The organism is Dyella flava, from assembly GCF_016904955.1.
Taxonomy (GTDB): domain Bacteria; phylum Pseudomonadota; class Gammaproteobacteria; order Xanthomonadales; family Rhodanobacteraceae; genus Dyella_B; species Dyella_B flava.
Window position 1 is genome coordinate 52,642 of the sequence record NZ_JADIKE010000019.1, and the last position, 23,036, is coordinate 75,677.

The 23,036-nt window shown below is 57.6% G+C and carries 20 protein-coding genes; 6 read left to right on the forward strand and 14 right to left on the reverse strand.

All coding sequences use genetic code 11. From position 1 onward, the window contains the following. Positions 1–93: 93 nt before the first annotated feature. From ISP19_RS01315 to ISP19_RS01325, 3 genes are all read right to left on the reverse strand, one after another. Complete coding sequence (locus ISP19_RS01315) at positions 94–2,724, reverse strand: TonB-dependent receptor (protein WP_204678798.1); 2,631 nt, start codon at positions 2,722–2,724, stop codon at positions 94–96. Between the two features lie 263 nt (positions 2,725–2,987). Then, positions 2,988–3,422 carry an S-adenosylmethionine decarboxylase gene (locus tag ISP19_RS01320; protein ID WP_204678800.1) on the reverse strand — a complete coding sequence of 145 codons (435 nt, stop codon included), beginning with the start codon at positions 3,420–3,422 and terminating at the stop codon, positions 2,988–2,990. 425 nt (positions 3,423–3,847) lie between these two features. Beyond that, positions 3,848–4,153, reverse strand: a complete 306-nt coding sequence (locus ISP19_RS01325; RefSeq protein WP_204678807.1) for a hypothetical protein — start codon at positions 4,151–4,153, stop codon at positions 3,848–3,850. An 804-nt stretch (positions 4,154–4,957) separates the two neighbouring features. Between ISP19_RS01325 and ISP19_RS01330 the strand changes: the two genes are divergently transcribed. Next, a complete protein-coding gene (locus ISP19_RS01330; protein ID WP_239556353.1) occupies positions 4,958–6,481 on the forward strand; it encodes a CoA-acylating methylmalonate-semialdehyde dehydrogenase in 1,524 nt (507 codons plus the stop codon). A 287-nt stretch (positions 6,482–6,768) separates the two neighbouring features. Here ISP19_RS01330 and phbB read toward each other — a convergent pair whose 3' ends face one another. From phbB to ISP19_RS01345, 3 genes are all read right to left on the reverse strand, one after another. Then, positions 6,769–7,515: an acetoacetyl-CoA reductase gene (phbB, locus tag ISP19_RS01335; protein ID WP_204678809.1), complete on the reverse strand. Its 747-nt coding sequence runs from the start codon at positions 7,513–7,515 to the stop codon at positions 6,769–6,771. A 9-nt stretch (positions 7,516–7,524) separates the two neighbouring features. After that, a complete protein-coding gene (locus ISP19_RS01340; protein ID WP_204678811.1) occupies positions 7,525–7,956 on the reverse strand; it encodes a hypothetical protein in 432 nt (143 codons plus the stop codon). Positions 7,957–8,494: 538 nt separating this feature from the next. Next, complete coding sequence (locus ISP19_RS01345; RefSeq protein WP_204678813.1) at positions 8,495–8,938, reverse strand: hypothetical protein; 444 nt, start codon at positions 8,936–8,938, stop codon at positions 8,495–8,497. A gap of 296 nt (positions 8,939–9,234) precedes the next feature. Between ISP19_RS01345 and ISP19_RS01350 the strand changes: the two genes are divergently transcribed. Both ISP19_RS01350 and ISP19_RS01355 read left to right on the forward strand, forming a co-directional pair. Beyond that, entirely contained in the window at positions 9,235–10,848 is a 1,614-nt protein-coding gene (locus ISP19_RS01350; protein WP_204678815.1) for a tetratricopeptide repeat protein, read from the forward strand. A 372-nt stretch (positions 10,849–11,220) separates the two neighbouring features. Further along, positions 11,221–12,711, forward strand: coding sequence for a phosphodiester glycosidase family protein (locus ISP19_RS01355; protein ID WP_204678823.1), 1,491 nt, complete (start codon positions 11,221–11,223; stop codon positions 12,709–12,711). 162 nt (positions 12,712–12,873) lie between these two features. Here the strand turns inward: ISP19_RS01355 and ISP19_RS01360 are convergent, their stop codons facing one another. Then, positions 12,874–13,503 carry an OmpA family protein gene (locus ISP19_RS01360; protein ID WP_204678825.1) on the reverse strand — a complete coding sequence of 210 codons (630 nt, stop codon included), beginning with the start codon at positions 13,501–13,503 and terminating at the stop codon, positions 12,874–12,876. A 438-nt stretch (positions 13,504–13,941) separates the two neighbouring features. After that, positions 13,942–14,850, reverse strand: a complete 909-nt coding sequence (locus ISP19_RS01365) for an AraC family transcriptional regulator (RefSeq protein ID WP_204678827.1) — start codon at positions 14,848–14,850, stop codon at positions 13,942–13,944. Positions 14,851–15,009: 159 nt separating this feature from the next. Between ISP19_RS01365 and ISP19_RS01370 the strand changes: the two genes are divergently transcribed. Next, on the forward strand, positions 15,010–15,975 hold the full coding sequence (locus ISP19_RS01370; protein ID WP_204678829.1) for an NADP-dependent oxidoreductase: 966 nt from the start codon (positions 15,010–15,012) through the stop codon (positions 15,973–15,975). 59 nt (positions 15,976–16,034) lie between these two features. Continuing rightward, on the forward strand, positions 16,035–17,048 hold the full coding sequence (locus ISP19_RS01375) for an SDR family NAD(P)-dependent oxidoreductase (RefSeq protein WP_204678838.1): 1,014 nt from the start codon (positions 16,035–16,037) through the stop codon (positions 17,046–17,048). A 101-nt stretch (positions 17,049–17,149) separates the two neighbouring features. On the opposite strand, the gene ISP19_RS01380 is transcribed toward ISP19_RS01375, so the two are convergent. From ISP19_RS01380 to ISP19_RS01395, 4 genes are all read right to left on the reverse strand, one after another. Then, positions 17,150–17,608 (reverse strand): fasciclin domain-containing protein, encoded by a 459-nt coding sequence (locus ISP19_RS01380; RefSeq protein ID WP_204678840.1) that lies wholly within the window; start codon positions 17,606–17,608, stop codon positions 17,150–17,152. 81 nt (positions 17,609–17,689) lie between these two features. Next, positions 17,690–17,977, reverse strand: a complete 288-nt coding sequence (locus ISP19_RS01385; protein WP_204678842.1) for a hypothetical protein — start codon at positions 17,975–17,977, stop codon at positions 17,690–17,692. Beyond that, positions 17,974–18,234, reverse strand: coding sequence for a hypothetical protein (locus tag ISP19_RS01390; protein WP_204678844.1), 261 nt, complete (start codon positions 18,232–18,234; stop codon positions 17,974–17,976). The genes ISP19_RS01385 and ISP19_RS01390 overlap by 4 nt, the downstream gene beginning before the upstream one ends. A gap of 116 nt (positions 18,235–18,350) precedes the next feature. Next, a complete protein-coding gene (locus ISP19_RS01395; RefSeq protein ID WP_204678846.1) occupies positions 18,351–18,803 on the reverse strand; it encodes a fasciclin domain-containing protein in 453 nt (150 codons plus the stop codon). A 1,051-nt stretch (positions 18,804–19,854) separates the two neighbouring features. On the opposite strand from ISP19_RS01395, the gene ISP19_RS01400 reads away from it, so the two are divergent. Then, a complete protein-coding gene (locus ISP19_RS01400) occupies positions 19,855–20,064 on the forward strand; it encodes a hypothetical protein (RefSeq protein WP_204678848.1) in 210 nt (69 codons plus the stop codon). 297 nt (positions 20,065–20,361) lie between these two features. Here ISP19_RS01400 and ISP19_RS01405 read toward each other — a convergent pair whose 3' ends face one another. Both ISP19_RS01405 and ISP19_RS01410 read right to left on the reverse strand, forming a co-directional pair. Then, on the reverse strand, positions 20,362–21,348 hold the full coding sequence (locus tag ISP19_RS01405; protein WP_239556355.1) for a fatty acid desaturase: 987 nt from the start codon (positions 21,346–21,348) through the stop codon (positions 20,362–20,364). Between the two features lie 260 nt (positions 21,349–21,608). After that, positions 21,609–22,460, reverse strand: a complete 852-nt coding sequence (locus tag ISP19_RS01410) for an EcsC family protein (RefSeq protein ID WP_204678849.1) — start codon at positions 22,458–22,460, stop codon at positions 21,609–21,611. Between the last annotated feature and the right edge of the window lie 576 nt (positions 22,461–23,036).

Genomic DNA, 23,036 nt, shown 5'->3' on the forward strand with positions numbered 1-23,036 from the left:
GTTGGCGGATCTTGCCAAGCACCACGCAAGAGTGCCCCCCCCTCACCCCAACCCTCTCCCCGGAGGGGAGAGGGAGAAAATCACGCACGCGCATCAAAACGTAAACGTCGCACCAACTTGCGCATACCGGCCGATATCCTCAAACAACGACGGATCGTAGTAACCACGATACGTATACGTCCATACCGGGTCAAACGGCGGCGCGTGATTGAACAGATTGTCGACGCTCGCGTAGAGCTTCCAATGCTTGATGCCGGTGTAGCTGACCGAAAGATTGAATTGGCTGTAGGACGGCACATTCGAACCCGCGTCGATTCTTTGCTCGTAAGGGCCGGTGAATTGCCAGGTGAGCGTCGTACTCCAGTTGTTCCTGTCCCAGCGAAGGTCCGTATTGCCCCTCCAGCGCGGCAAGGCGCCGCCGAACACAGTGTCGTTCGCGCCGTTGTTGCCGGCGAAGTCCGCCACGATGCTATCCGGTATTTCGTACTTCCACACATAGGCCCAGTCGCCCGACAAGGTAAAGGTGCCGATCTGGGTGTGCAGGGCCTGGCTGAGGGTCGTTTCGAAACCCTGAGTATTCAAGTAGGAAATGTTTTCGTAGGGCAGCACATAGAACGGCTTCCCCGGATTGGCATTCACCTCGTTGACGATATTGACCTGACTGATCACGTCGCTGACGTAGATCTTGTACCAGTCAAAACCGATATCGGTGTTGGTGGTCGGCGACCACTCAAAGCCGATGTTGTAGTTCCTGGTCTTCTCCGGCTGCAGATCGGGATTGCCGACAAAGTATTCGTTGACGTTCTCGGTGCCGACTGCCTGATAGGTAACGCTGCCCTTCTCGTAGAGTTCGAGCAGCGTCGGCGCGCGGAAGCCGCTGCTGTAGGAGGCATACATGGTCAACGCCTGTATCGGCTGATAGCGGATCGCATAGTGCGGTGAAAACACTCCGCCGAAGTCGCCGTAGTGGTCATATCGACCCGACTGGCTGACGGACAGACTTTCCAGTATCGGAATATCAACCTGATAATACGCAGCCGCGATATTGCGCTGGCCATTCACCGCCTGCGTGTACGGGTTCACAAAATCGATGGAGCCGGCACCGATGTATTCGCTCTGATGCTGGAACTGCGTGCCGAAGCCAAGACCCACTTCGCCGGCCGGCACCTCGAACAGATTGGAAGTCGAAATCGTCGCATCGAAAGTATCGAGCTTCGAGGTTGCTTGGGTATGGGCTGTACCAAACAGGCCCGGCAACGTATCAAACGCGGTCGGGTTGAACGTGCTCATCGTGACGCTGTTGAGATAGTTTTGCGCCACGGAAGCGTCGATCTGGTTGGCATATGAATTGGACGCATTGCTCTCCGAATGTCCGACGGATGTCGCCCAGTCCCATTCGCCGAGTTTTGATGTGCTGAACGAACCTTTGATGCCGAATGAGGCGCGATAGAAGTTCGCGTTGGTGTTGACCACCATCGCTCTCGGGAAATAGTAGGTCAACGGGGTTCCGTCGACCGTCGGTGCGAACGCCGTATAACCAGTGCCGGGAAGGTAATACAGCGATGGGACCAGCGCGCCAGCGCCAAAACCGGGCTGCCCCGATGCAAGCGAGGTGGTGTCGTGGCTTCCCCACAGGTCCGCGTATGCCTGCACGTTATCGCCAAGCTTGAATTCGGCGTGGATCTTCACATTGCTGCGCTTGACCTGGGCCGCGAGTGACTGATCCGCCGCGCCATTCTGCGAGCACACCGTACCAGGCATCTTGGTCTGCAGATTGTCTAGCGCGGAGGTCACTTGTGCGCCAGGTCCACATGGCGTCAGCGCCTGCGGCCCGTTAGGCGTCATCCAGAACGAGCTCGGTTGGGAGAAAAAGCCTCCGTTCAGTCCACTGTAGTCCTCGTTGCTGGTGATATCGCGCTGCGCGAGCGTCACGCCGCTTTGCTCAAAATGACTGGCCGCAATGGTCAGGTTGTAGCGATCCTTGTCCAGATCGCCGAAGCCGCCCAGCAAGCTGAAATTCGATGTGCCCTGCCCGCCTTGCTGCGCACCACCCACACTTCCGTCGACCTGAAGTCCCTGAAATTCCTTCTTCATGATGATGTTGACCACACCGGCGATCGCGTCGGAACCGTACTGCGACACCGCGCCGGTCTTGACGATCTCGATATGGTCGATCATGTTGATCGGGATCGTATTGAGATCGACGAAGGTATCAGTGCCGCCCGAGGCATACGCATACGGCGCAACACGCTGGCCATCGACCAGCACCAGGCTGTACTTCACGCTCAGGCCGCGTAAGGCGATGCCCGTCGCGCCCGGCGATTGATTAAGCACCGTGCTCTCGTCATAACTGCTTCCGGAGTTGGCGCTGGAGTCGCGCAGATAATTCGCGGCCGTGGTAGCACCGCTGGCCTGGATATCTGCGGCCGTGATGCTCTGGACCTGTTGGTAGCCCGTCTTGTCCGAGCTTCTGATCAGCGAGCCCGTCACTTCGACACCCTTCAGTTCCTGGACCTTGCCATCCGGTGCCGCAGTGCTGGTCGAACCGGGTGTCTGCGTGGTTGAAGTACTCCCCGGCGCGGTTCCGGCACCGCCTTCGGCAGGTGCGTTTGCGAGCGTGCTCTGCTGGCTTTGCGCAAAGACCGGTACAGCGAAGGCGGCCGACAACGCCAACTCCGCCAAGAGGATGTTTCTGACGGCTTGTGCCAATGTTCCCTGTTTCATGTTTTTGCCTGTTGATAGATGGCTTCTGTTTTGTCGGACGCAGTACTCCACCGCAGCCGATACGACGTACCGGCTGATCGAAGCGATGGGTAACCGCGTTTGAATCGTGTTGTCCCTCAGCGCCGCCGAAACTTCCGCGATGGAAAGGCGGCAGTCAGCGGGCGCTGATCATGGGTGTCTGCAATAACTCGCTTATGCGGGTGCGGATGGCTTCCTTGAAGTCAGGCAGGTTGGAGGGAGAAAAATCTTGGTGTGCCGGTCACTCAAACAGCACGACGCACCGGCTTCGACAAAAACACTTCAGTAGGTGCGCGCGGCGTACGACCACGCGCAGGCACGGGATGACCATCACGTTGCACGCGATGCAGCAAGGCACGCATGGGACGGAATTCGTCACGCAGGCCATCAAATGTCCGCATGGCGGCGCGGATCTGTGCCTGCTCGGCCTCACCGACATACAGATCCGCCGTCACCGCTTCGTGATGCGGAAAAGTGCGCAGCACGATATGAATGCCCGCACCGGTCATCGCACCGATTACGCCGTTTGCAGCGGCAGCAGTGAAGTATTCATAACTGATCGGAAGATGGCGGCGTGCAATGTGTTCCATGCAACGTGCCTGGATCGCTTGCGGATCGCACAGCAGCGCCTTGGGCGCACGGCAGTCAAACCACTCACCGACGAAATGGATGTTCTTCATGACAATGTCTTCGCTGATATGCCAACGATCACGCCGGCAATGAAGAAAGCATTCCAGCCGCCGATACGGCGGCCGAAAACCTTGGCTAGGGGACCCGATCGATCACTGCGGCGATATCGGTTTATTCAGCACCCGACGCAACAGCTTGCTCATCGAACTCGGCGAGGGTGGCCTGGCCGGCCTACGGCAGGTGAGAAATATGTTGAGCAGCGGATCCGGCGTGTGGATCGGCCGAAGCGGGGCATGCAGGAAGGATGAGAATGACATGGCTCGGTCCCTGTGGTTCGCCGCTTGGCGCGACACGGACACGAGCCGGCATCAAGTCATGCAGACTTGAGCAGGATGTATCGCGTGCACGTCCAGGCGGATGCTTGAAAGCAATTCGCTGGTTATCCCTGGAGGGGGGCGCATGGTGCTTGGCGTGCTTATCGCGAAGGAGGACGCATGCCGCCGAGCCGGGGCATGCGAACAGCAGGACGAAAATCGACAACCGCGCGGCGCGTGAGTGGCTCCGCGACAGGCTCCGCCAGCCAGCGGCATTCCAGCGCGCCCGTGGCGTTATTGCGCACCCACTGCACACGCAGCGAGATAGCGCGACGCACGGGAGCATCATGGCGCAAAGTGGTGGTGGGGACGGCATTCCGCGCACGGCTCACGCCGTGTAATGCCTTGCGTCGGTGGAAAGTGCTGGCCGTACGAGGACGGACCGCACGCAATTGCAGCTTATTCATGACTCACCTCGTAAAGCGCCACGGTGGCGCGCGAGGCGAGCCGGACTTCCCTAGTCGTGGAAAGCGCCGGCCAACCGCACGCGGTCGCCGTAGAGGCTTACGTTTGATTTTTGGCACGCCAACGTCGGATAGGTGCATCCGAAGCTAGCGCATCGACTAGGAGGGTAACTGTCCATTTCTCGCAGTTGGGTTATTGAAAAGTGCCCATGGGCTAACCAAAGGCGTGCGCAAGGTAGCTCTTGCGATATGGGCGCGTCAACCAAAATGACAGAAAAAATATGTAAAAAAACACCTCGCCGAATCCCGTAAGGATGAGGAAGGGTTTGTATAGCGTACCAATACCGTCTGAACTACTTATTCGTTGCTAGTCAGTGATGGTTTTGCCGCATTCGAATGAACATACGTAAACATCCTCGCGGAAAAATTCTCGATGGTGTTAGCAGCAGTCGGCACTGAGGCGCTTCCTTGACGTACTCGGAGAACGATCAACAAGAAATGATCGCGATACCAAGTTGTCGCTTAACGAGTTGCGTATCGAACCCGCTACGCTGTGGCGCTTCACCACGCTCGTCAAGACATCCCACCCACCGGCTCTATCGCGGATCAGAACACTCCTCGACAGCCAGGCCATTAGAAAAGTGTTTTGCACCGTTATTTTCTGAATGCCTGAATTCTCGTGCCAACACTTGATCAAAAAAAATAAACGTTCTCTCCGCGTAACTTTTTGGCACCAACGTCCATGCTAGGGTTCGCAAGGAGGCGTAGCGCCGCCGCGCGCGCACTCATCCCTCCATCGGAGGACATATGAGCGTAGTAGAACAAGTTGGCGAGCGCGTGCGCGAGCTGACTCATTTCATCAATGGTCAACGCGCCGCCGGCGCGAGCGGGCGATTCAACGACGTATTCGATCCGGCGCAAGGCCGCGTTTCGGCCCGCGTGCCGCTCGCCAACGCAACCGATGTCGGCACCGCCCTCGCCGCTGCGAAAGCCGCGTTTCCGGCCTGGAGCGAAACCCCACCGCTGAAGCGCGCTCGTTTGATGTTCAAGTTCAATGAGCTGCTTGAGGCGCATCTCGACGAAATCGCCGAGATCATCACGAGCGAACACGGCAAGCTGTTTTCGGACGCCAAGGGCGAGGTGATACGCGGTATCGAAATCGTCGAATTCGCGTGCGGGATCCCAAACCTGCTTAAGACTGATTTCACCGATCAGATCGCCGGCGGCATCGACAACTGGAATCTGCGTCAGCCAGTCGGCGTAGCCGCAGGCGTCACGCCATTCAATTTCCCCGCGGTAGTGCCGTGCTGGATGTTTGTGATGGCGGCAGCATGCGGCAACACATTTGTGCTCAAGCCCTCGGAGCGCACGCCGTCGGCATCCATCCGGCTGGCCGAGCTGTTCATCGAGGCGGGCTTTCCCAAAGGTGTCTTCAATGTGGTGCATGGCGACAAGGGCGCCGTCGATGCATTGATCGAGCACCCTGATGTGGCCGCAATATCGGTCGTCGGCTCGACACCCGTCGCCGAATATATCTACAGCGAAAGCGCCAGGCACGGTAAACGCGTGCAGGCGTTGGGCAGCGCGAAGAACCATCTCGTCGTCATGCCCGATGCCGATCTCGATCAGGCCATTGATGCGCTGATCAACTCGGCGTACGGCTCGGCCGGCGAGCGCTGCATGGCGACCTCAGTCGCGGTGGCGGTGGGGCGAGTTGGCAAGGAGCTGATCGCGCGTCTCGTGCCGCGTGTACGTTCGCTCAGGATTGGCGGCGGCATGGAGCCCGATCTGGATATGGGGCCGCTCATCACCGCCGCGCATCGGACCAAGGTAACGGGCTATATCGAAGCGGGTGTCGCGGCAGGCGCCAAACTCATCGTCGATGGTCGTGGTCATATCGTACCTGGCCGTGAAAAAGGCTTCTTTCTCGGCGGTTCGCTGTTTGACGACGTGACGCCCGATATGAGCATCTACCGGGAAGAGATTTTCGGGCCGGTTCTGTCGGTGGTGCACGTGCCCGATCTCGCGAGCGCGATAGCACTCGTCAACGCGCATGAACTGGGTAACTGCGTGTCACTTTTCACATCCGATGGCGGCTCAGCGCGCACATTCGCTCGGCAGATCAAGGCAGGCATGGTGGGCATCAACATGCCGAGTCCAGTGCCAGTGGCCTGGCATTCGTTCGGAGGCTGGAAGCGATCGCTGTTCGGTGATCATCACACGTACGGTCAGGAAGCCGTGCGCTTTTACACGCGCTACAAGAGCATCATCCAGCGCTGGCCCGACAGCATCGCCAAGGGAGCTGAATTCGCCACAGCTGCCACCAAGTAATCGAACCGAATGTCCCTTTTTTTAGCGCTCTCTCCCCTCCGGGGAGAGAGCCTGCCCCGGACTTGATCCGGGGGTTGGGGTGAGGGGCCACGCTTGCCTCAAACTTCACGGTCACATTGAAGTGCTTTGAGCTGAATGTGACCAAGCATCGCGCAACATTGCGCCCTCACCACAGCCCCCTTCTCGCTCCTCAAAGCCGAGCACATCCATGTGCCCTCCGCGCGTGCCCAAGGGGAACGGGTGCATATCTCGTTTTTCTCATGCACCCGAGCACGCGCAGCATCTACTCAATACATGTGCTGACCACCGTTGATGGCCACGTCGCTACCCGTCATGAAGGCAGCAGCATCGCTGCAGATCAAGGCAACGAAGGCCGCGATCTCCTCGGGGTGGCCTAGCCTCCCTACCGGAATCTGCGGGATCACCTTGCTTTCCAACACATCCCTGGGCACCGCGGCCAACATGTGTGTATCGATATAACCGGGTGACACGGTGTTGACGGTTACGCCATGCCGCGCCAACTCCAGCGCCAGCGATTCGGTAAAGCCATGGATACCCGCCTTGGCCGCCGCGTAATTGCACTGGCCGAACTGGCCTTTGGTGCCATTGATCGAACCGATGTTGACGATGCGGCCCCAGCCGCGTTCGACCATGCCCGCGCAGAACTGCTTGGTCACGTTGAACATCGAATCGAGATTGGTGTGCATGACGCTTTCCCAGTCTTCCCTTTCCATCTTAAGGAAGCGTCCATCACGCGTGATGCCGGCGTTATTGACCAGAATGTCTACCGTATGATCATCCTGCGCGACCTGTTCGGCCAACCGTTGGCATGAGGAAAAGTCGGCCACGTCGACGCCGTAGGCTCCGAAGCGATAGCCCTGTGTGGCCTGACTTTCAAGCCAGGCATCCACGTGATCGTTGTGCGGGGAATGCGTGACAAGCACGGTACACCCGTTATCGTGCAAGGCTCTGGCAATCGCCTCGCCGATGCCGCCCATACCGCCGGTCACCAGTGCCACATGTTCAGTGGTCATGGGCGCTCCCTAGGGCGTTGTGTTGTGGAACAGTTTGAAAAAATCGCCCATGTTCGTGCTGAAAGCGTTGCTGGCGTCAAGCTCGCCCATCGCCTTGACTGAATCGTGCTGCCACATCGAAAACGCTTCCTGCAATCCGCTCAGGAAGCGGGTTTGATTGGCGACTGCCGTCTTGACGATCGATGGCTCATTGCCCGTCTTTGCTCGCATCAGACTCAGCAAGGCTTCGCCGGGAATCGTCGCCAGCGAATGCCAATCTGCATTCTGGGAGACCCTTTCGATCTGTTCCTGCGTTGCGGTGACTTGTTCTCCGGCCGCGTGGCTGAAGGCGTTGACCCAGTGTTGTCCACACTCCTTCAGCAGCTTGTTGGTGCGCAGCGCAAATTGCAGGTTGGCTTTATACAGTTCGAAAGGGATGTCGTTGCGGGCGGTGACGGGCATGATGGCCTCCTCGGGGATGGAAGGGCTGCCTCCCTGCGACAAAGCAATAATTCAGGCTTGGCGTGACGACTAGCCATGCACATGAAAAAGCTTTTCCTTTTTACAACGTGGGTGGGGCGGCGCAACTGTACACCTCGAACAAGCATGTAACCAACCCCCCAATTGTTTATTGAACCAATTTGTCGATTAAATTTATTTAATCCACAAACTTATTCGCCCTTATCGATAAAAATTTTACGCAAGCAGCATGTTGCGCATCTTGATCGTGATCCACCTTTGGGAGTAGGAAGAACGACCCCGCGCTTAAGACCAAGAGATCGCCTTGACGCATAAGACGGGGGAAAAGCCACATTATTCCCATGGAGAGGCTTGTCGTGCAAAAAGCGCTGCGTCATTCAGCGCTTCTCGTCATGTTGGCGTAGATGGTGTTCTTGATGTTGCTGCGCGCATTAGTCCGCCGATAAACGGGACGTGCTCAAGAGCCTCCGTCCCGTTTATCGGCCTCGCATTTTTGCTGTCGCCTCACTGCGCAACGACGCTACGGACTCTTCAATTCGTCGAATTTCGCTTTGTCGAAATACTTTGACATTCCGGACAAGCCTTTCAAGACATCTGGATTAATAAACAGCTCCCTTCCAGCCACTTGACCCAGCGCCTGAAAACTTTGCGACATGGCGAATGCGCCTTCGTTCTTAAGTGCCGCCCTGGCCTCATCCCTGCACGTCACCGTCAACAATCGAGTGTACAGATCCGCCATTCGCTTATTGGCAAGATCAAACTCGGCATCAGAAACGGTCGCCATGGACGCCACTGCCGGATGTCGCGACATGGCGGCAAACATCCATTGCACAAAGACCACGTGATCATCCATCGTGCTCTTTCCCACCAGGCACTGTGACAAGGCATCGCTATAGGGCCCTGCCTGCACCGCACTGGATAGCAGCAACAAGCCTGCTGCCAGCAAGCTCTTTCGAAACTTCATGTTTTCCCCCAATCCGTTTTTGCTGATTTGAAATACGCCATTTCCTTTCCAAAAGGCGCACTGACCGATAATCCTTTAAAACGGGCTTTGTGCCAAGCCGCTTTAGGAAACCGTCGCTTCCGCGGGAATAACGGCGCGACAAATCCGGGTTGTTGCGAAGAATCATTGGTTTTCACCGGGGAAAGGCGGGCGTATCCCGGACTTTGGCCACCTCTTCAAGGCTTGCTTGAAACCGGCCTCGCCATCCCCGGAGCACGTGAGTGCTACGATGGACCATCCTAGGGGGAGCCAGACGCATGACGCGGCAAAGCTATCTGCTTTTGGGCTTACTGGTTGCATTAGTTGCCTGGGGCGGCTGGATGGTCGCGGACCATCACGGCGCATCTCCTCACGGCACATCAAAGCCGATACCCAAAGCGACGGTTATAACCTCTCAATCGATATATTCGCCCGACGAACTTAGGGCTTTTCTGGATGCCGCCGAAAAAGCCGATGGCATTACCGATCCCATGCAACGCTGCCTGCAATATCCGGATCTGCCAGGCAGCCATTGGCAGCACGAAACCGTTGTGGCGTACTGCCATTACCTGTTCCAACCGCATCTAAGCTACGTCCAGATCCGCCAATACATTCAGAGCAACAATACTGGCACGCTGGAAAAGCAGTTACAGCAGGCCTTGCAGGCACAGGTCAGCCAACTGGATTCCCAGGGGGCGCTGGATCAGATTTACCTGAACGCGCTCTGTGGCTGCAATGGCCAGACCGATGTACGCAAGGTGGTGGACGCCTGGATACGCGAAGCACCCCACAGCGCTTTCGCTTATGCAGCAAGCGGTTGGATCTACATCGGCATGGCCTTCCAGGCGCGCGGTGCGGCGTTCACCAAATACACCGCTCAATACAGACTGGATGACATGGACGCTCTATTGCAAAAAGCCAAGAGCGATTTCAAAAAGGCCATGGCCATCAATCCGCGAATCATGGCGATTTATACCGGCATGATCGAGATAGGCGGCATGACGGGCGATTACATGTATATGGACGATGGGACCCATCGCGCCATGCAGATCGATCCATCTGATCTTTGGGTCTATATGGAAATGCTTCGCATGGGCGAGAGCAAATGGGCCGGCTCACCAGCAACCATGCAGGCCATCAGCGACATGGCCCGCAGCCATCAATCCGCCAACCCGTTGCTGGCTATCGTTCCGGTTACTGCATCCGCCTATGTCGCCAAACTCTATGATGATTGTGATTGCGACGACCCATCACGCAGACCTCCATCACACAAAGACGACCGCAAGATTTTCGATAGTCTTCCCAGCTTCGAGGCATTAAGCGGTGCCGGAGAGCAGACGTGGGTTGATGAAAATATCGACCTGACTGCGGTGTACCTGACCGAGGCCTTGCGCTTCGGCCCCTACAACGCGAGAGATCTCGCTGCACACGCCGCGGCGGTGGCCAATTTTGGCTACCGCAAGTGGGCGTTGACTGAAGGCCAGCGCGCCCAGAACCTTGCCAACAGCAACGATGCGTGGCTGTTCGCCACGCTTGGCCAGATGTTTGAAGGGCTGAAAGACTATCCCGACGCAGAACAGACATTGCAAAAGTCGCATCAAATTGATCCGACCGATAATTGGTCACTGCGCGAATTGGGTCATATCTACGTCTACAACACGCACGAATGGGATAAGGGATGGGATGTAGCGGACCAGCTCATTCGTGTGGACCCAGACAATGCCTTCGGCTGGATACTTCGCGCCAGCATCCAGAAAGACCAGCCACGTCCGGGCCTGGACGACACAATCAACTACTTCCTTACGCACTTCGGCAACGATCCCAGGCAGCAACAAGCCGTGCGGGAGATGCGTCAGACTTTGGCCAAGGAAGCCAAGGCACGTGCGAGCTGAGAATTCCGTCCGGCGCTATGGGCGCTGGACCGGGGGGCTCAACTATAAAATGCCTGCTCGTCAATGAGAGCGATGGGGACTTCATGATAAGGAAGCACGCTCATACGATGGCGACAGTGCACTCAATCCAGCCTCGTACCCGCGAAGCTATCGCATGCGAATAACCACCCAATGAAGAAAGACGTTGCGAAATCCTGTGCCCTCGCAGGCATGGTCCTGACAGTCGGCATATCAGCCGTTCTATGTGCCCACGAAAGTGATGTGTCGAGCGTTCAGCCGACAGCGGAAACCTGGACGATGCCGTCGAGCGATATGCCGCTAGGGCCAGCCGGCTCGACTCAGCGTGTCGTCACACAGCCAGTGACGAGTGGCGTGACCTACTTCCACATCCAGCGTGGTTCGGTTAGCGCATCCGATTTCTGGACGGTGAACATTGGGTTTTATCCAACGCGAGCGGCGGCGCAGCATGACGTCAGCGCGCTCACCGCAGCCGGATTCACAACGCGATTTGATCCTTCAGCGGGAAAGAATCTCGACGGTACCGTGTTGGGATATTACTTATCGTTAGGAAAATACCCATCACAGGCCGATGCGACAGCCGCAGCCGAACACATCGCGCAAGCAACCTCGCATAAATACCAGCCCGCGGTAAGGAATACGGCCCTAGCGGGAAATGCCACAACCGGACCGTGGCTGGTCAACGTGCTCGCGATCAAGCCATCGCAGACGTCCGCTGCCCTCGCGGTGGCCTTGGCCGGTGGCAATGACCTCGGCGGTAACGGAGAAACGGTATCGGCCGCCGCTCGGAGATTGAGCGCACTTGCGGGCGTGAACGGCGGCTTTTTCTCCAACATCAATCCATTCAATACGCCACTCCCGGCGCGCTCACCCGTGGGAACAACCGTTCTTGATGGCAGATTGATCGCCACTGCAGCAGGTGGGCGTTCCGGCGTCATGATCACCAAAACGCGTGACGGTCATCCGAAGCTCACCCTGCTCTCCCGGCTGACTACTCGTGTGACGTTATCGGATAGTCAAGGCATGACGACGGAGATCAAGTCCATCGATCGCCCGATTCTCGGAACCGTGGTCAACTGTGGGGCTCCCGCGCAGTCCCCCACCACCCTGCCCGCCCAGGACCATGTTTGCACCAACTACAACGATCTTGTGATGTACGACAGCCTGTATCGGCAGGACAAGGCGTCCAATTCACAAGTCAACGCGGGTTACAAAGGCGCTACATACGAGCTGATCGTCAGCGCAGCCGGAACCGTGATGAGTGGGCATACAGCGCTTGGTCACGCAGCGCCGCCTTCTGGCGGTTACGTCCTGCAAGGCTTGGGCAAGAATGCAAACTGGCTTCAACAGCATGCGGCGACTGGAACCAAACTGATGCTCTCAACGCACGTCTATTCGAACGGTCATGAAGTTTCGCTGAGGCCCTGCGTATCGATTATTGAAGCAGGCCCCACACTCATCACGCCCGATCTCGCTGCGAATGCCGCGACTGAAGGTTTTTCTCCAGACATAACCGCCGTTGATCATGGCGATTCATCGGGTACGCCAAACCAAAGCTGGTACGAAGGCTGGTACGTCGATCGCAATGGCCGCACTGCTGTCGGCGTTGCTGCCGATGGGACGATACTTCTCGTCGAGATTGACGGGCGTCAACCTGGATTGAGCCTTGGAACAACCATCCCCGAAACCGCGGCGGTCATGAAGTGGCTGGGCGCGGCATCGGCGCTCAATCTGGACGGCGGTGGGTCGAGCAATATGGTTGTAGGCGGGTCGACGGTGGGCCATCCATCGGATGCATCCGGGGAAAGAGGCGTGGGCGATACGCTGATGATTTTGCCTGACTGATGGCAAGCGCCATGCCGCCTGCACCTTTCCAAACCACCCCACCGTCGCCCCGGCGCAGGCCGGGGCCTAGTGACTTGGATGCAGCAAGGACGCTAGGTCCCGGCCTGCGCCGGGACGACGAGCAAAAAAGCGGAGGCATGGCTGTCACAACACCCTATGACCTCATCCTTGCGGCGATGCCGGTGGCTGGGTCGGGGCTGGGGTCTCTGTCGTCTGTGCCTGGGTGCCCGCGAAATCCACCACCAGGCTCACGCGACGATTGGCCTCTCCCTCATCGCCCGATTTACCCTTCTCCACCTGACGATTGGCTGCCTTGCCGTAGCTGACCGCACGTATCTGGTCGGCAGGCATGCCGGCGTTCACCAGATAATCGCGCACGGCGTCCGCACGCTTGCGTCCCAGCCGCATGTTGTACGACGCGCTGCCGGAGGGATCGGTAAAGCCTTCCACCGTGACCACGGCCTGTGGATAGTTCTTCGACACCATCTTGGCGAAATCGTCGAGCAAGGGCTTGTCCTGATCACGCAGCGTGGCGTCGTTGAAGGCGAAGTGGGAAACCGTATCGATACGGATGCGCCCGTTCATCTCAGCAATCTTCGCGTCGTATTGCGCAAAACGTTGCTGCATCTGCTGCGTCAGACTGTCGATTTCCTGCTGCTGTTTCTGCTGATCGGAACGTAGCTGGGCGATGGCTGCGTCATAGTCGGTCTTCTTGACGTAGTTCTGACATCCGCTCAATCCGACGGCCAATACAGCCAGTGACACATAAGCAACTCGTTGATAGGAACGCATGGAAGAATCCTCCTCGATGAAGCGGATGAAACCGGCAGCTTCGCTGTAGCAAGGCCTTTTGCCGTGTATGAATCCATGTCACCGAATCGACTTTCTCTTTACCGCCTGCAGCACAGCAGCAGAACGGTAGAAATCAAACACATCACCAGCGAACGCCTTGGTGTGAACCGAAGCGAACTCGACTTTGCAGTGTCATATGTTGTCATAGCGTGAACATGATCTTTATAAAGTCCGCATAGAGCGGACGAACGAGCCTGTTTTAAGACGGCCATTTCGATTCTGTTAAAAATCACCAAGCCGAATTGAACGTCTCATTGTCGAAAGCCATGCCAGTAAGACATTGTTGTTGCTAAATGTCGGTCTGCGTACGTTTCAATTCTCTGCTGCATCTGCAGCGTCTTCCTGGCCGCTTTGGCCGCATCAGAAAAATATCTTCGGTTAGCTTGACGCGCTTTCTGCAGCCGAATCATTGCGGCGAACCCACTTGGGTGCGCGACCGGTAACGCGTTTGAACGCATGGCTAAATGCGCTCTCGCTCGCGTAACCCAGTGACTCGGCAAGCCTCGCGATCGAAACGCCGTCCTGTCTCAGTGCGCGCTCTGCGAGGTGCATGCGCCATTCGGTCAGATAGCCGAGCGGCCCCATGCCGGCTGCCGCCTTGAAATGCAGGGCAAAGGTCGCGCGCGACATGCCTGCAGCTTTTGCGAGTTCGAGCAGGCTCCAGTCTTTGCCCGGCTGCTCGTGCATCAAGGCAAGTACCGCTGTGAACCGTCGATCGCTGGCAAGGCGCAGCCAACCCGGAGCCATCAAGTCGTCCTGCGCTAAATGAGCGCGCAGGATATGGATGAACATCAGGTGGACAAGCTGGGTCGATGCCGCGTCAGCGCCTGGTAGACGATCAACACGCTCCCTCATCAACTGATCGAGAATCCAGCGCAGTGCTTCCGCCTGCACCACGCCGCTCCCGACATGAATAGTTGGTGGCAAGGCGCCAAACAACAGCGACCGCCCGCGCGGATCCAGCATGACCGTGCCGCCTATCAACATGAAGTCCTCGCCGTCTCCGATCTTGCAAACTTCGCCGTTTGCCTTGGAGAGAACCTCGTCGATCCCGACGCTAGGAGTATCAGGATCAGTGGTCAGCGTCATCGGTGACGGTTGCAGGATCAACAACACGTCGCCAGCCCGAAGCTCAATGGCGGGCTCATCACCCATTCGGACCCAACAACGTCCTTTTACGATGCCCCAGAACTTGATTCGGTCCGGCGGAGGAAAGCTGATCGACCAGGAGCCACCGGCAATGAGCGCTCCCGTTACGACGGATTTCGCGCCCAGGAGCTGAAGCATGTCTGAGAGTGGTTCTGAGATCATGATCAAGACTATTACACATGTAATACGGATTTAAGAGCATTCTACGTCTGACATGCCCTCGATATGCTGACCATCAACCAGGCTGACTTCGCCCAACCCGTGGGCGTGCGCCTGATCCATTGATCGGAGTCTTGAATGCGTGCCATGCGATATCACGAATTCGGCGGCCCGGAATGCATCCGGGAGGATGTTGCCGAGCGGCCGAAACCTGCAGCAGACGAAATCCTTGTTGAACTGGCGGCGGCCGGTGTCAATCCGGCGGACTGGCAACTGGGCGCGGGATACGCCCGTAGTCTTTTCCACCTGCCGTTGCCGTTCACACCGGGAATGGATTTCGCAGGCGTTGTTCGCGAGATTGGCTCCAACGTGACCGTTCTCGCGGTTGGCGCCCGCGTCTTCGGCGCCGCGCTGATTGCGCGGAGCGGAACCTATGCCGAGTTTGTAACAGTGCCCGCTGCCATGGCTGTGCATGTACCGGCGAACATCTCGCTGCACCTCGCCGCAGCAGTTCCGCTGGCCGCACTGACCGCGTGGGAGGCCACCCTCGGCGCGGTTGGCGCGAACGTACGTGCGGGCCAGCGTGTGCTCATCCAAGGAGGGAGCGGAGGAACCGGAACGTTTGCGATCCAATTCGCGAAGCAGCGCGGTGCCTGGGTCATCGCGACCAGTTCCAAGCGCAACCACGATCTATTGCGCTCACTCGGTGCGGACGAGGTTATCGACTACAGCGCTGCACGGTTCGAGGATGTTGTTGATCCTGTTGATGCGGTTATCGATCTTGTCGGCGGCGATGTCACGTTGCGATCGATTCCCCTGATTCGCAAAGGTGGCGTACTGGCCTCGGTCGCGCCATCGCCGGACACAATGGCCAGTGGCGAGTCGGTCGCCGCTCGCCATGGCATTCGCCTTTCCTTCGTCAACATGAGCACCAACCGCGATAGAGACGCGCTAACCGAGATAGCGCGGCAACTCGAAACGGGAGCGCTCCATGTCATCGTCAGCAAAACCTATCCGCTGGCGCAAGCCGCCGAGGCTCTGATGGAGAGTCGTACCGGTCACGTCCGGGGCAAGATCGTATTGGCGATGGGCTCACCGGAATAACCCGTCACCCTGTCGGCGACGTCAGGACAAGTAAAGACATCAGCAGACCCGCACGGAAAGTGGTGGAGCAAAGCCATCCACCGGTAAAGGAGATTGCAATGGCAGCAGCATTCGGAGCGACATCGACCACGGACGATGTGCTTTCAGGAGTAAATCTGCGCGGCAAGCGCGTGCTCATCACCGGCGTATCGGCCGGCCTGGGAGTGGAAACCGCCCGCGCCCTGGTATCCCATGGCGCACACGTGATCGGTACGGCACGGGATCTCGTTAAAGCAGAGCATGCGACGGCCGGAATTCAGGCACAGGCTGCCAATGGCGGCGGGCTAAAGCTTATGGCCTTGGATCTTGCTTCGCTTGCCAGCGTGCGCACCTGTTCCGAAGCGCTACTCGACGAAGACCAGCTATTTGATGTTGTGATCGCCAATGCCGGCGTGATGTGGACGCCATTCGGACGCACGGCTGATGGTTTCGAAACCCAGTTCGGCACCAATCATCTCGGGCATTTTTCCCTTGTGAATCGCATTGCAGAGTTGATCGCACCACGTGGACGACTGGTGGTGGTGGCATCGACAGGCCATCGTGGTTCGGATGTCGATCTGGAAGACCTCAACTTCGACCGTACACCGTACGACCCGCGGCTTGCGTATGCACGCTCCAAGACAGCCAACATCCTGTTTGCGGTGGAATTCGACCGTCGTCATCGGGGGCGCGGAATACGCGCAACAGCCGTCCATCCAGGCGTGATCAAGACCGAGCTCGATCGCCACATGACACCCGGCGAGATGGGCCGGGTTGTGGAACAGATCAATGCCATGTCAATGGCCGCAGGGCATCCGCCCTTTCAGTACAAGACCGTACCCCAAGGGGCGGCAACCTCGGCCTGGGCCGCATTCGTCGCGCCATCCGATGAGGTTGGCGGTCGCTACTGTGAAAACTGCCAGGTATCGCCGGTCATTCGCGAATTTGTCAGTCCGATGAGTCCAGGCGTCATGGCGTACGCGGTGGACCCGGAGAACGCTCACGCGCTTTGGATCAGGAGCGAGGAGATGGTCGGCAGCCGCTTTTTGAGCTAAAAAAAGAACGGAGGTAGTTAGGCACTCTTAACTACCTCCGCCCCTTTTGCGGCGATGCGGCGACTTAGCTGCGGACGCCCAAACACCAGTACCACCATCGATCAATGCCTCGTGGAAGGCTCAATGGGCTGCATGACCGTGTCGATCATATGAATGACGCCATTGCTCGACACAATATCAACCCCGATCAGGTTGGCGCCATCGATCCTGATCTTGTCGCCTTCCTTTGTGATCACGGCTGACTGGCCCTGCAACATTCTGGGATGCGACATGGTGCCCACGTCAGCGGAAGAGGCGAAGCCCGGAAAGATGTGATACTTGAGTACAGAAAGCAGCTCATCCCTGCTTTCTGGCCTTAGCCAATCCTCAACGGTCCCCTTCGGCAGCTTGGCAAATGCCCTGTCGTTCGGAGCAAATAATGTGTAAGGACCCGAGGCACTCAGCATCACGGAAAGCCCTGCGGCATCCAGCACCTTTCGTAATACGGCGAATGAACCGAGAGCGTCAACCGAATCAATAAGGTTGTCATTCGGAACGTGGTTGTTGACATGAGTACTCATGACTTCTCCTACGAAATGATCCGCGTGCGATCCAAAAGCTGCCGATATTGAACCCGCTGTTTCAAGCCGGAAAAAGCAGGTTTACCGAATCGTGTCCAGCACGTAACGGATGCTCATCTCTTCCGCGGATTGATAGATGAACTGTCGAAGCACAACGACAAATTGCCGCGATTTACCATTGACCATGACTTGCACCAGATCGCCCTGGCATGGCACGGGAAAACCCTCTTTATAGGGAGACATGCCGATCTGGATGTTCGGCTCCACCCCTAACGAATGAAGTGCCTCATCGGTAAAAGTGAAGTGGTTCTGAAGATAGGCGGACATACGGCGATCCTCGATGGCGGCAAGTCGGGATGGCTCGCTCATCTGGCAAGAGGCCTGTCTCTCCATTGACGACGTGCGGTTAGATGCGGTGGGCATTCAGTAGCGGTGAAGATCGCGTCGATACGTTCTTCCGCTTCATCAATGAGCAGTGCCAGCACAAGCTCGGCAGGAACATCCAGACGCAAGTACTCGCGCGCAAAGCGATCGATCCGACCGTTATCGCGAAGAACCTCGCAAGCCTCGCCGGTGGCGATAATTTGATAACCCCGATAGTTCTCGCATATGGAATTGCTTGGCATAAAACAATCCTCACCCCGCGCCCCTCAGATCTGCACTGGCAGCAACCGAAAGCCGTCCATGGCGTGCTCAGTCGATGCGTTGTGGCGAGGTTACCCCCGCCACAAACTCCTGTTGCTTACTGCTTGGTCGGCACGATGACCGTGTCGATGGCGTGGATGACGCCATTGCTCGATGCGATATCCCGCTGAGTGATCTTGGCACCGGCGATGCTAAGCGCCTCGCCGTCTTTCTTTACCGTTGCACGCTGGCCCTGCATCATCGTTGGCGCGGTCAATTTCTCGACCTCAACGGCCGATGCCCGGCCTGGCAGTACGTGATACTTCAATACGGAAAGAAGCTCCGCCTTGTTCTCCGGCTTGAGCCAGTTCTCGAGCGTACCCTTGGGCAGCTTTTCGAACGCAGCATCCGTCGGCGCAAAGAAAGTGTACGGACCGGGGCTTTTCAGAACGTTGGTCAAATCAGTTGCTTCAAGAGCCTTGCTCAACGTATGGAATGAGTCATTTGCTGCCGCTGTATCGATGATGTTCTTGGAGGCAACTGGAGAGGTGCCGGAGTCATGAGTAGACATGAGTTCGCCTTGAGTGGTAATCCGCATGGCGGATTTTGAGCGGACAAAACCGCGGCTCCGACGTGAAAATCGGAGAAATACTCAGTTGGCGTTAGGGTATAGAACCGTGTGGCTGAGACGCCTGCCAAGGAGAAGCGTTTACTTTCCCGGCGCTTTGGCAGCATGCGCTTACAGTTGTTAGTTGAGCGTAATCTGACGACGCGATTTTCTGAACGCATTTGCAGACGCCATGCCTATCGGAACTGGGGTGTTTGCCAGCGCCGCTTTCGTTTCAAATAAAGGACTATGCTGGGATTACGACCACCTCAAAGGGGACGATCATGGCAAGCGTTTCTGGCACAACGACGAATGGATTCACCTACGAAGGTGACTACCAACAAGCAACTTCAGACCGCGTCATCTGGACCGCCACATATAGACGAAGCGGTCATTTCTGCGGGATGCGGCATGGCCGAATCAACGAGCTTACGGGGGTGTCCGAGGCAGAGGTTGACGTTGCGGTCAAGGATGACATTGAATCGACGTGGACCCGTGTCAGTTAGATATCAATGACGGCGTCAGCTGTTCGTCGAAAAACAGCCGAATTTCCAAAGATGATTCGTGTTGCTCTCGTTGACTGGTTAGCCGGTTACAGGTGACCGTCGCCCCACTCAGCGCACCTTGTGCGAGTAGTCAACGGTCCAGCAACCCAATATAGAGTCAGGCCCCCTATTCCTTTACCGGCACAAAGTCTGGATGCAACGATGCAATCCAGGTCTCAGCGCGTGCGACCGGCAAATGCTCTAATCGCCCGCCGATTGTGAGATGACCGATGAACGCCCTGCCTGACACCCCCTCCACCCGCCCTACTCGCCACACCCTTGCCATCGGGGTTCGACCCAGGACGTGGGGCACTGCTGTGCTGCTGAGTATCAGCGCCGGCGCACTTTGCGCCGCGCCTGCTCCGAGCCATGTATTTGGAGGAGTTCTCCACGCTCGGGGGCCACATGGCGTTTACACGGAAATTCAGTTCGAGCCCCACCGCCTGATCGCACAGGTGCATGAGCCTCACATGTGCGTCCTGCATGCGCATCTCGTCCATGGGGATCCGCACAGCAGCCGCTATGCCATCGACCCACCCAACGGCGGGCGCTTTTGCGACGAGCTGGTTGACGGGGAAATTGTGATCCACCCGCACTCGCCGAATGACCTGGTGGCCGAATTCCGATCGACGCGCATGGACTGGTCAGGGGAGTTTCGCCGCCACACCTCGGGGCACTGATCGAGATCGCGTCGCACAGCCTGGTGCTTGTGATCCACTAAAGAGGCCTGAGGTTTCCCCACGTTTTTGCTCGACCAGTCCAACGGAATATGGGAGCTATCCAAGTCATCCGCGACTTTTCAAATCGCCTCACCGTCGTCCCGGCGAAGGCCGGGACCTAGTGTCTTTGCCGCATCCACGTCGCTGGGTCCCGGCTTTCGCCGGGACGACGAGCAAAAAACTGGGAATACCTCAGCTTCCGCCCCTTTCTCAAGGGAGTCTGCCCAGAGCAGGCGTTGACCCCAGTACGCGTCTCCCTTAACGCACTTTGCCAAACCCGCGAAACTGCCGGAGCGCCGCGCTGAAATAACCAGCTTCGGTATCAGGAGCGGAAGCGGCGTCACCTTCACGCGCGAGCGCCGAAAGTGCTGTCCACGGCAATGTTGGATGCAGGTGATGCAGGCGGTGAAGATGATGATTCATCAACACGGGGCGCCAGATAGCCGGCGCGCGAAAGTTGCGCGCCCGCCCCTGTTCGTCAAGCATGACATCGTAATGCGGCAGGTTATCCGCCAGCGAGATCCACACTCCACGCAGAAACATCGTTATGGCAAGCGCAGGCCACCACGCCCCGTAGAGATAAAATGCGCAGGCATGGAGTGCGATCGACAGCATCCAGTCACGCCGTATAAGGCTGCGCCGTTCCGCATTTCCGGCAAAAGCAACAAACAGGCGCTGGACATCCCGGCCGACCGGCTCTTCGCTGCGAAGCTTATGCGCGACGAGGCGGCGCACCCAGCTGGCCGGCAGAAAGGTGAGCAACGGCAGCGCAAGTTCCCCCAGATAGAAACCACCCAGCAAATGCGCGTAGTAGCCGATGCGCGCAAGCAGGTGATGCGTCACGCCATCATGCACGTCCGGCCGGTCATAGGATTCGCGTGTATAGCGGTGATGCATCAGGTGACCAAAGCGTACGGCGTCGTACGGCAACGGGAAGGCAATCGCCAATACCCGCCCAAGCCATTCGTTGAGCCGCCGTTGGGGCAATAAATGCCCATGAATGGATTCATGGATCAGCCCCCAATGCATCGGGGTCAGCAATACCAGCGGCACCGCGACCCATAGCACGGACACGCCCCAATGCCGCAACAGGAACGGCCATACGATGAGTTGCACCAGCACGGCCGTCGAGACCAGTCCAAGGAGCGCCAGATTGGCACGATGGTCGATGGAAACACGCCGGGGCGTTCGCCGTTCTGCCGCTGTCTGGGTGCCATCCATCCCTTCCGCTACCTGTAGGTCCATCTTGTCCCCTTAAATACGGAATAGTGGCCGCATAACCTAGCAGCGTCTTTTGACAGGCTAAAGAACGTGCCGGCGATTAAGGCCTACACATTACCAGCGATCCAAACCCCTCGTGGCAACCGTCCATGCACGACCAGACCTCCAAACCCAGGCGTAAGTTTTAGCGCCCTGCCCGGCCTGGAGGCTTGGTCGCGTAACCAAGAGGGCAGACCTACCCATAATTGCGCCACAGAAAAGGGCCGCCCATGGCGGCCCCCTCTTTAAGCCATCTCGGGGGTCACATCATCGGTCGAGCGTGGCGGTGCCTCCGCGGGCTTGGACGGAAGCGCCGCGTACTGTTGCTCGATGTACTCGACGCCATACGCACGAATGAGGCGCCGAACGATGAAGTGCCCTCGCGCCATGTCCTGGTAGTGGTCGATGAACAGCGTATTGATCGTCGCGCCGGCGATGGCGCCGACGACCGGGATTGCCTGTAGAGCGATCTTCTCGCTAACTTCGACGCCAAAGCGCTCAGCAATGATGGCGATCAATTTCAGTATCGCGGAACTACTTTCCTTCGAGATCGCGTCACCACCGCTTTTGCCCAGCGCAGAGATAGCTTCGCGTGTCGCGCCGGCAAGCGTCGCGCGTAAGGCAAAGTAACCCTCGTCAGAGTCGTCGTCGCTGTTACTTTTCGTGCTACCAAAAGCGAAAACGCTCAGACACTCCATCTTTGTTTCTGCGGAAGAAATCGACTCCCCTTCTGAGCGTGCGATGTCCAAAATGGAACGCAGCATGATGGCCGTGGAGATGGGAAGCTCGATCGCAAGTGCAGCAAAGCCAAAGAAGCCGCCGGCCGCACCCGTTGCGGCGACGCTGAGCTTGTGCCAGATGTTCGACGCGGGCTCGTCAGGCACGTCCTTAAGTGTGAGAAGGGCGCCATCAGCCGCCTTCTCAAGAGACTGATGCGTGACGGCCATGACTTTGTCCTGCCAATCGGCTGGCAGCTTTTTGAGGCCGTACTCAATGGGCGTTCCTACTACGGCTGTTACCTTGGCGATAAACCCGGGGTTTTCCAGCAGGTATTTCGCCCGCCGAAGATCGTCAAGGTCCTTCTGCGAAATGTCCATTAACAAATCCCCTGTTTTGATAGAGCGCGCGGAGTGCACGCCGGTTATGTTGACTCATACTTCGTGGCTTCGAGGTACTTGGCCAGGCCGAACAACGCCAGGCCGTAGACCACCGTCGCGCCAATAATCTTAAACATGTGCGTGCCTCTTTGGTTGACTGAGTAACGTCGGTGGCTGTCCGGCAAGGACAACTGAGGCTCGGACATTGCGCTCGTCCGGTCGCACGGGCTGCGACTCAAGGTGAGGTCGTTGCAGGCCAGGTTCTCCATAACAAGGGGCTCAGACACCTCTATTTCGGCAATGGGCCACATAGAAAAGTGTTCTGGCCCTTATTTCGCAACCGAATCCCAACCTCGGCCGGGATTTTTTTGTCTGCCGAAAACCCGCCTCCAGCGCCCCTCAACCACAACCCGACAAAAAATAAGCACTCACCTACAGCATTGGAAGATCATTTCGGATGACTTCCAAGCGCTTACGTTGTTTGCTTAACCGATCGCGCAAGAGGCCTTGCCTCGCCAAATCGGGGAACAAAAACAATGTCGAACATCGGCAAGCACGGCGACTCCACCACCACCG

Excerpts from the sequence above, each read along its gene's own strand:
- ISP19_RS01390 (WP_204678844.1), bottom strand. The coding sequence starts at position 18,234 with ATGCCAAGCAATTCCATATGCGAGAACTATCGGGGTTATCAAATTATC.
- ISP19_RS01330 (WP_239556353.1), top strand. The coding sequence starts at position 4,958 with ATGAGCGTAGTAGAACAAGTTGGCGAGCGCGTGCGCGAGCTGACTCAT.
- ISP19_RS01405 (WP_239556355.1), bottom strand. The coding sequence starts at position 21,348 with ATGGACCTACAGGTAGCGGAAGGGATGGATGGCACCCAGACAGCGGCA.
- ISP19_RS01320 (WP_204678800.1), bottom strand. The coding sequence starts at position 3,422 with ATGAAGAACATCCATTTCGTCGGTGAGTGGTTTGACTGCCGTGCGCCC.
- ISP19_RS01340 (WP_204678811.1), bottom strand. The coding sequence starts at position 7,956 with ATGCCCGTCACCGCCCGCAACGACATCCCTTTCGAACTGTATAAAGCC.
- ISP19_RS01370 (WP_204678829.1), top strand. The coding sequence starts at position 15,010 with ATGCGTGCCATGCGATATCACGAATTCGGCGGCCCGGAATGCATCCGG.
- ISP19_RS01400 (WP_204678848.1), top strand. The coding sequence starts at position 19,855 with ATGTGCGTCCTGCATGCGCATCTCGTCCATGGGGATCCGCACAGCAGC.
- ISP19_RS01360 (WP_204678825.1), bottom strand. The coding sequence starts at position 13,503 with ATGCGTTCCTATCAACGAGTTGCTTATGTGTCACTGGCTGTATTGGCC.
- ISP19_RS01380 (WP_204678840.1), bottom strand. The coding sequence starts at position 17,608 with ATGAGTACTCATGTCAACAACCACGTTCCGAATGACAACCTTATTGAT.
- ISP19_RS01365 (WP_204678827.1), bottom strand. The coding sequence starts at position 14,850 with ATGCTTCAGCTCCTGGGCGCGAAATCCGTCGTAACGGGAGCGCTCATT.
- ISP19_RS01315 (WP_204678798.1), bottom strand. The coding sequence starts at position 2,724 with ATGAAACAGGGAACATTGGCACAAGCCGTCAGAAACATCCTCTTGGCG.
- phbB (WP_204678809.1), bottom strand. The coding sequence starts at position 7,515 with ATGACCACTGAACATGTGGCACTGGTGACCGGCGGTATGGGCGGCATC.
- ISP19_RS01345 (WP_204678813.1), bottom strand. The coding sequence starts at position 8,938 with ATGAAGTTTCGAAAGAGCTTGCTGGCAGCAGGCTTGTTGCTGCTATCC.
- ISP19_RS01410 (WP_204678849.1), bottom strand. The coding sequence starts at position 22,460 with ATGGACATTTCGCAGAAGGACCTTGACGATCTTCGGCGGGCGAAATAC.
- ISP19_RS01385 (WP_204678842.1), bottom strand. The coding sequence starts at position 17,977 with ATGAGCGAGCCATCCCGACTTGCCGCCATCGAGGATCGCCGTATGTCC.
- ISP19_RS01325 (WP_204678807.1), bottom strand. The coding sequence starts at position 4,153 with ATGAATAAGCTGCAATTGCGTGCGGTCCGTCCTCGTACGGCCAGCACT.
- ISP19_RS01350 (WP_204678815.1), top strand. The coding sequence starts at position 9,235 with ATGACGCGGCAAAGCTATCTGCTTTTGGGCTTACTGGTTGCATTAGTT.
- ISP19_RS01395 (WP_204678846.1), bottom strand. The coding sequence starts at position 18,803 with ATGTCTACTCATGACTCCGGCACCTCTCCAGTTGCCTCCAAGAACATC.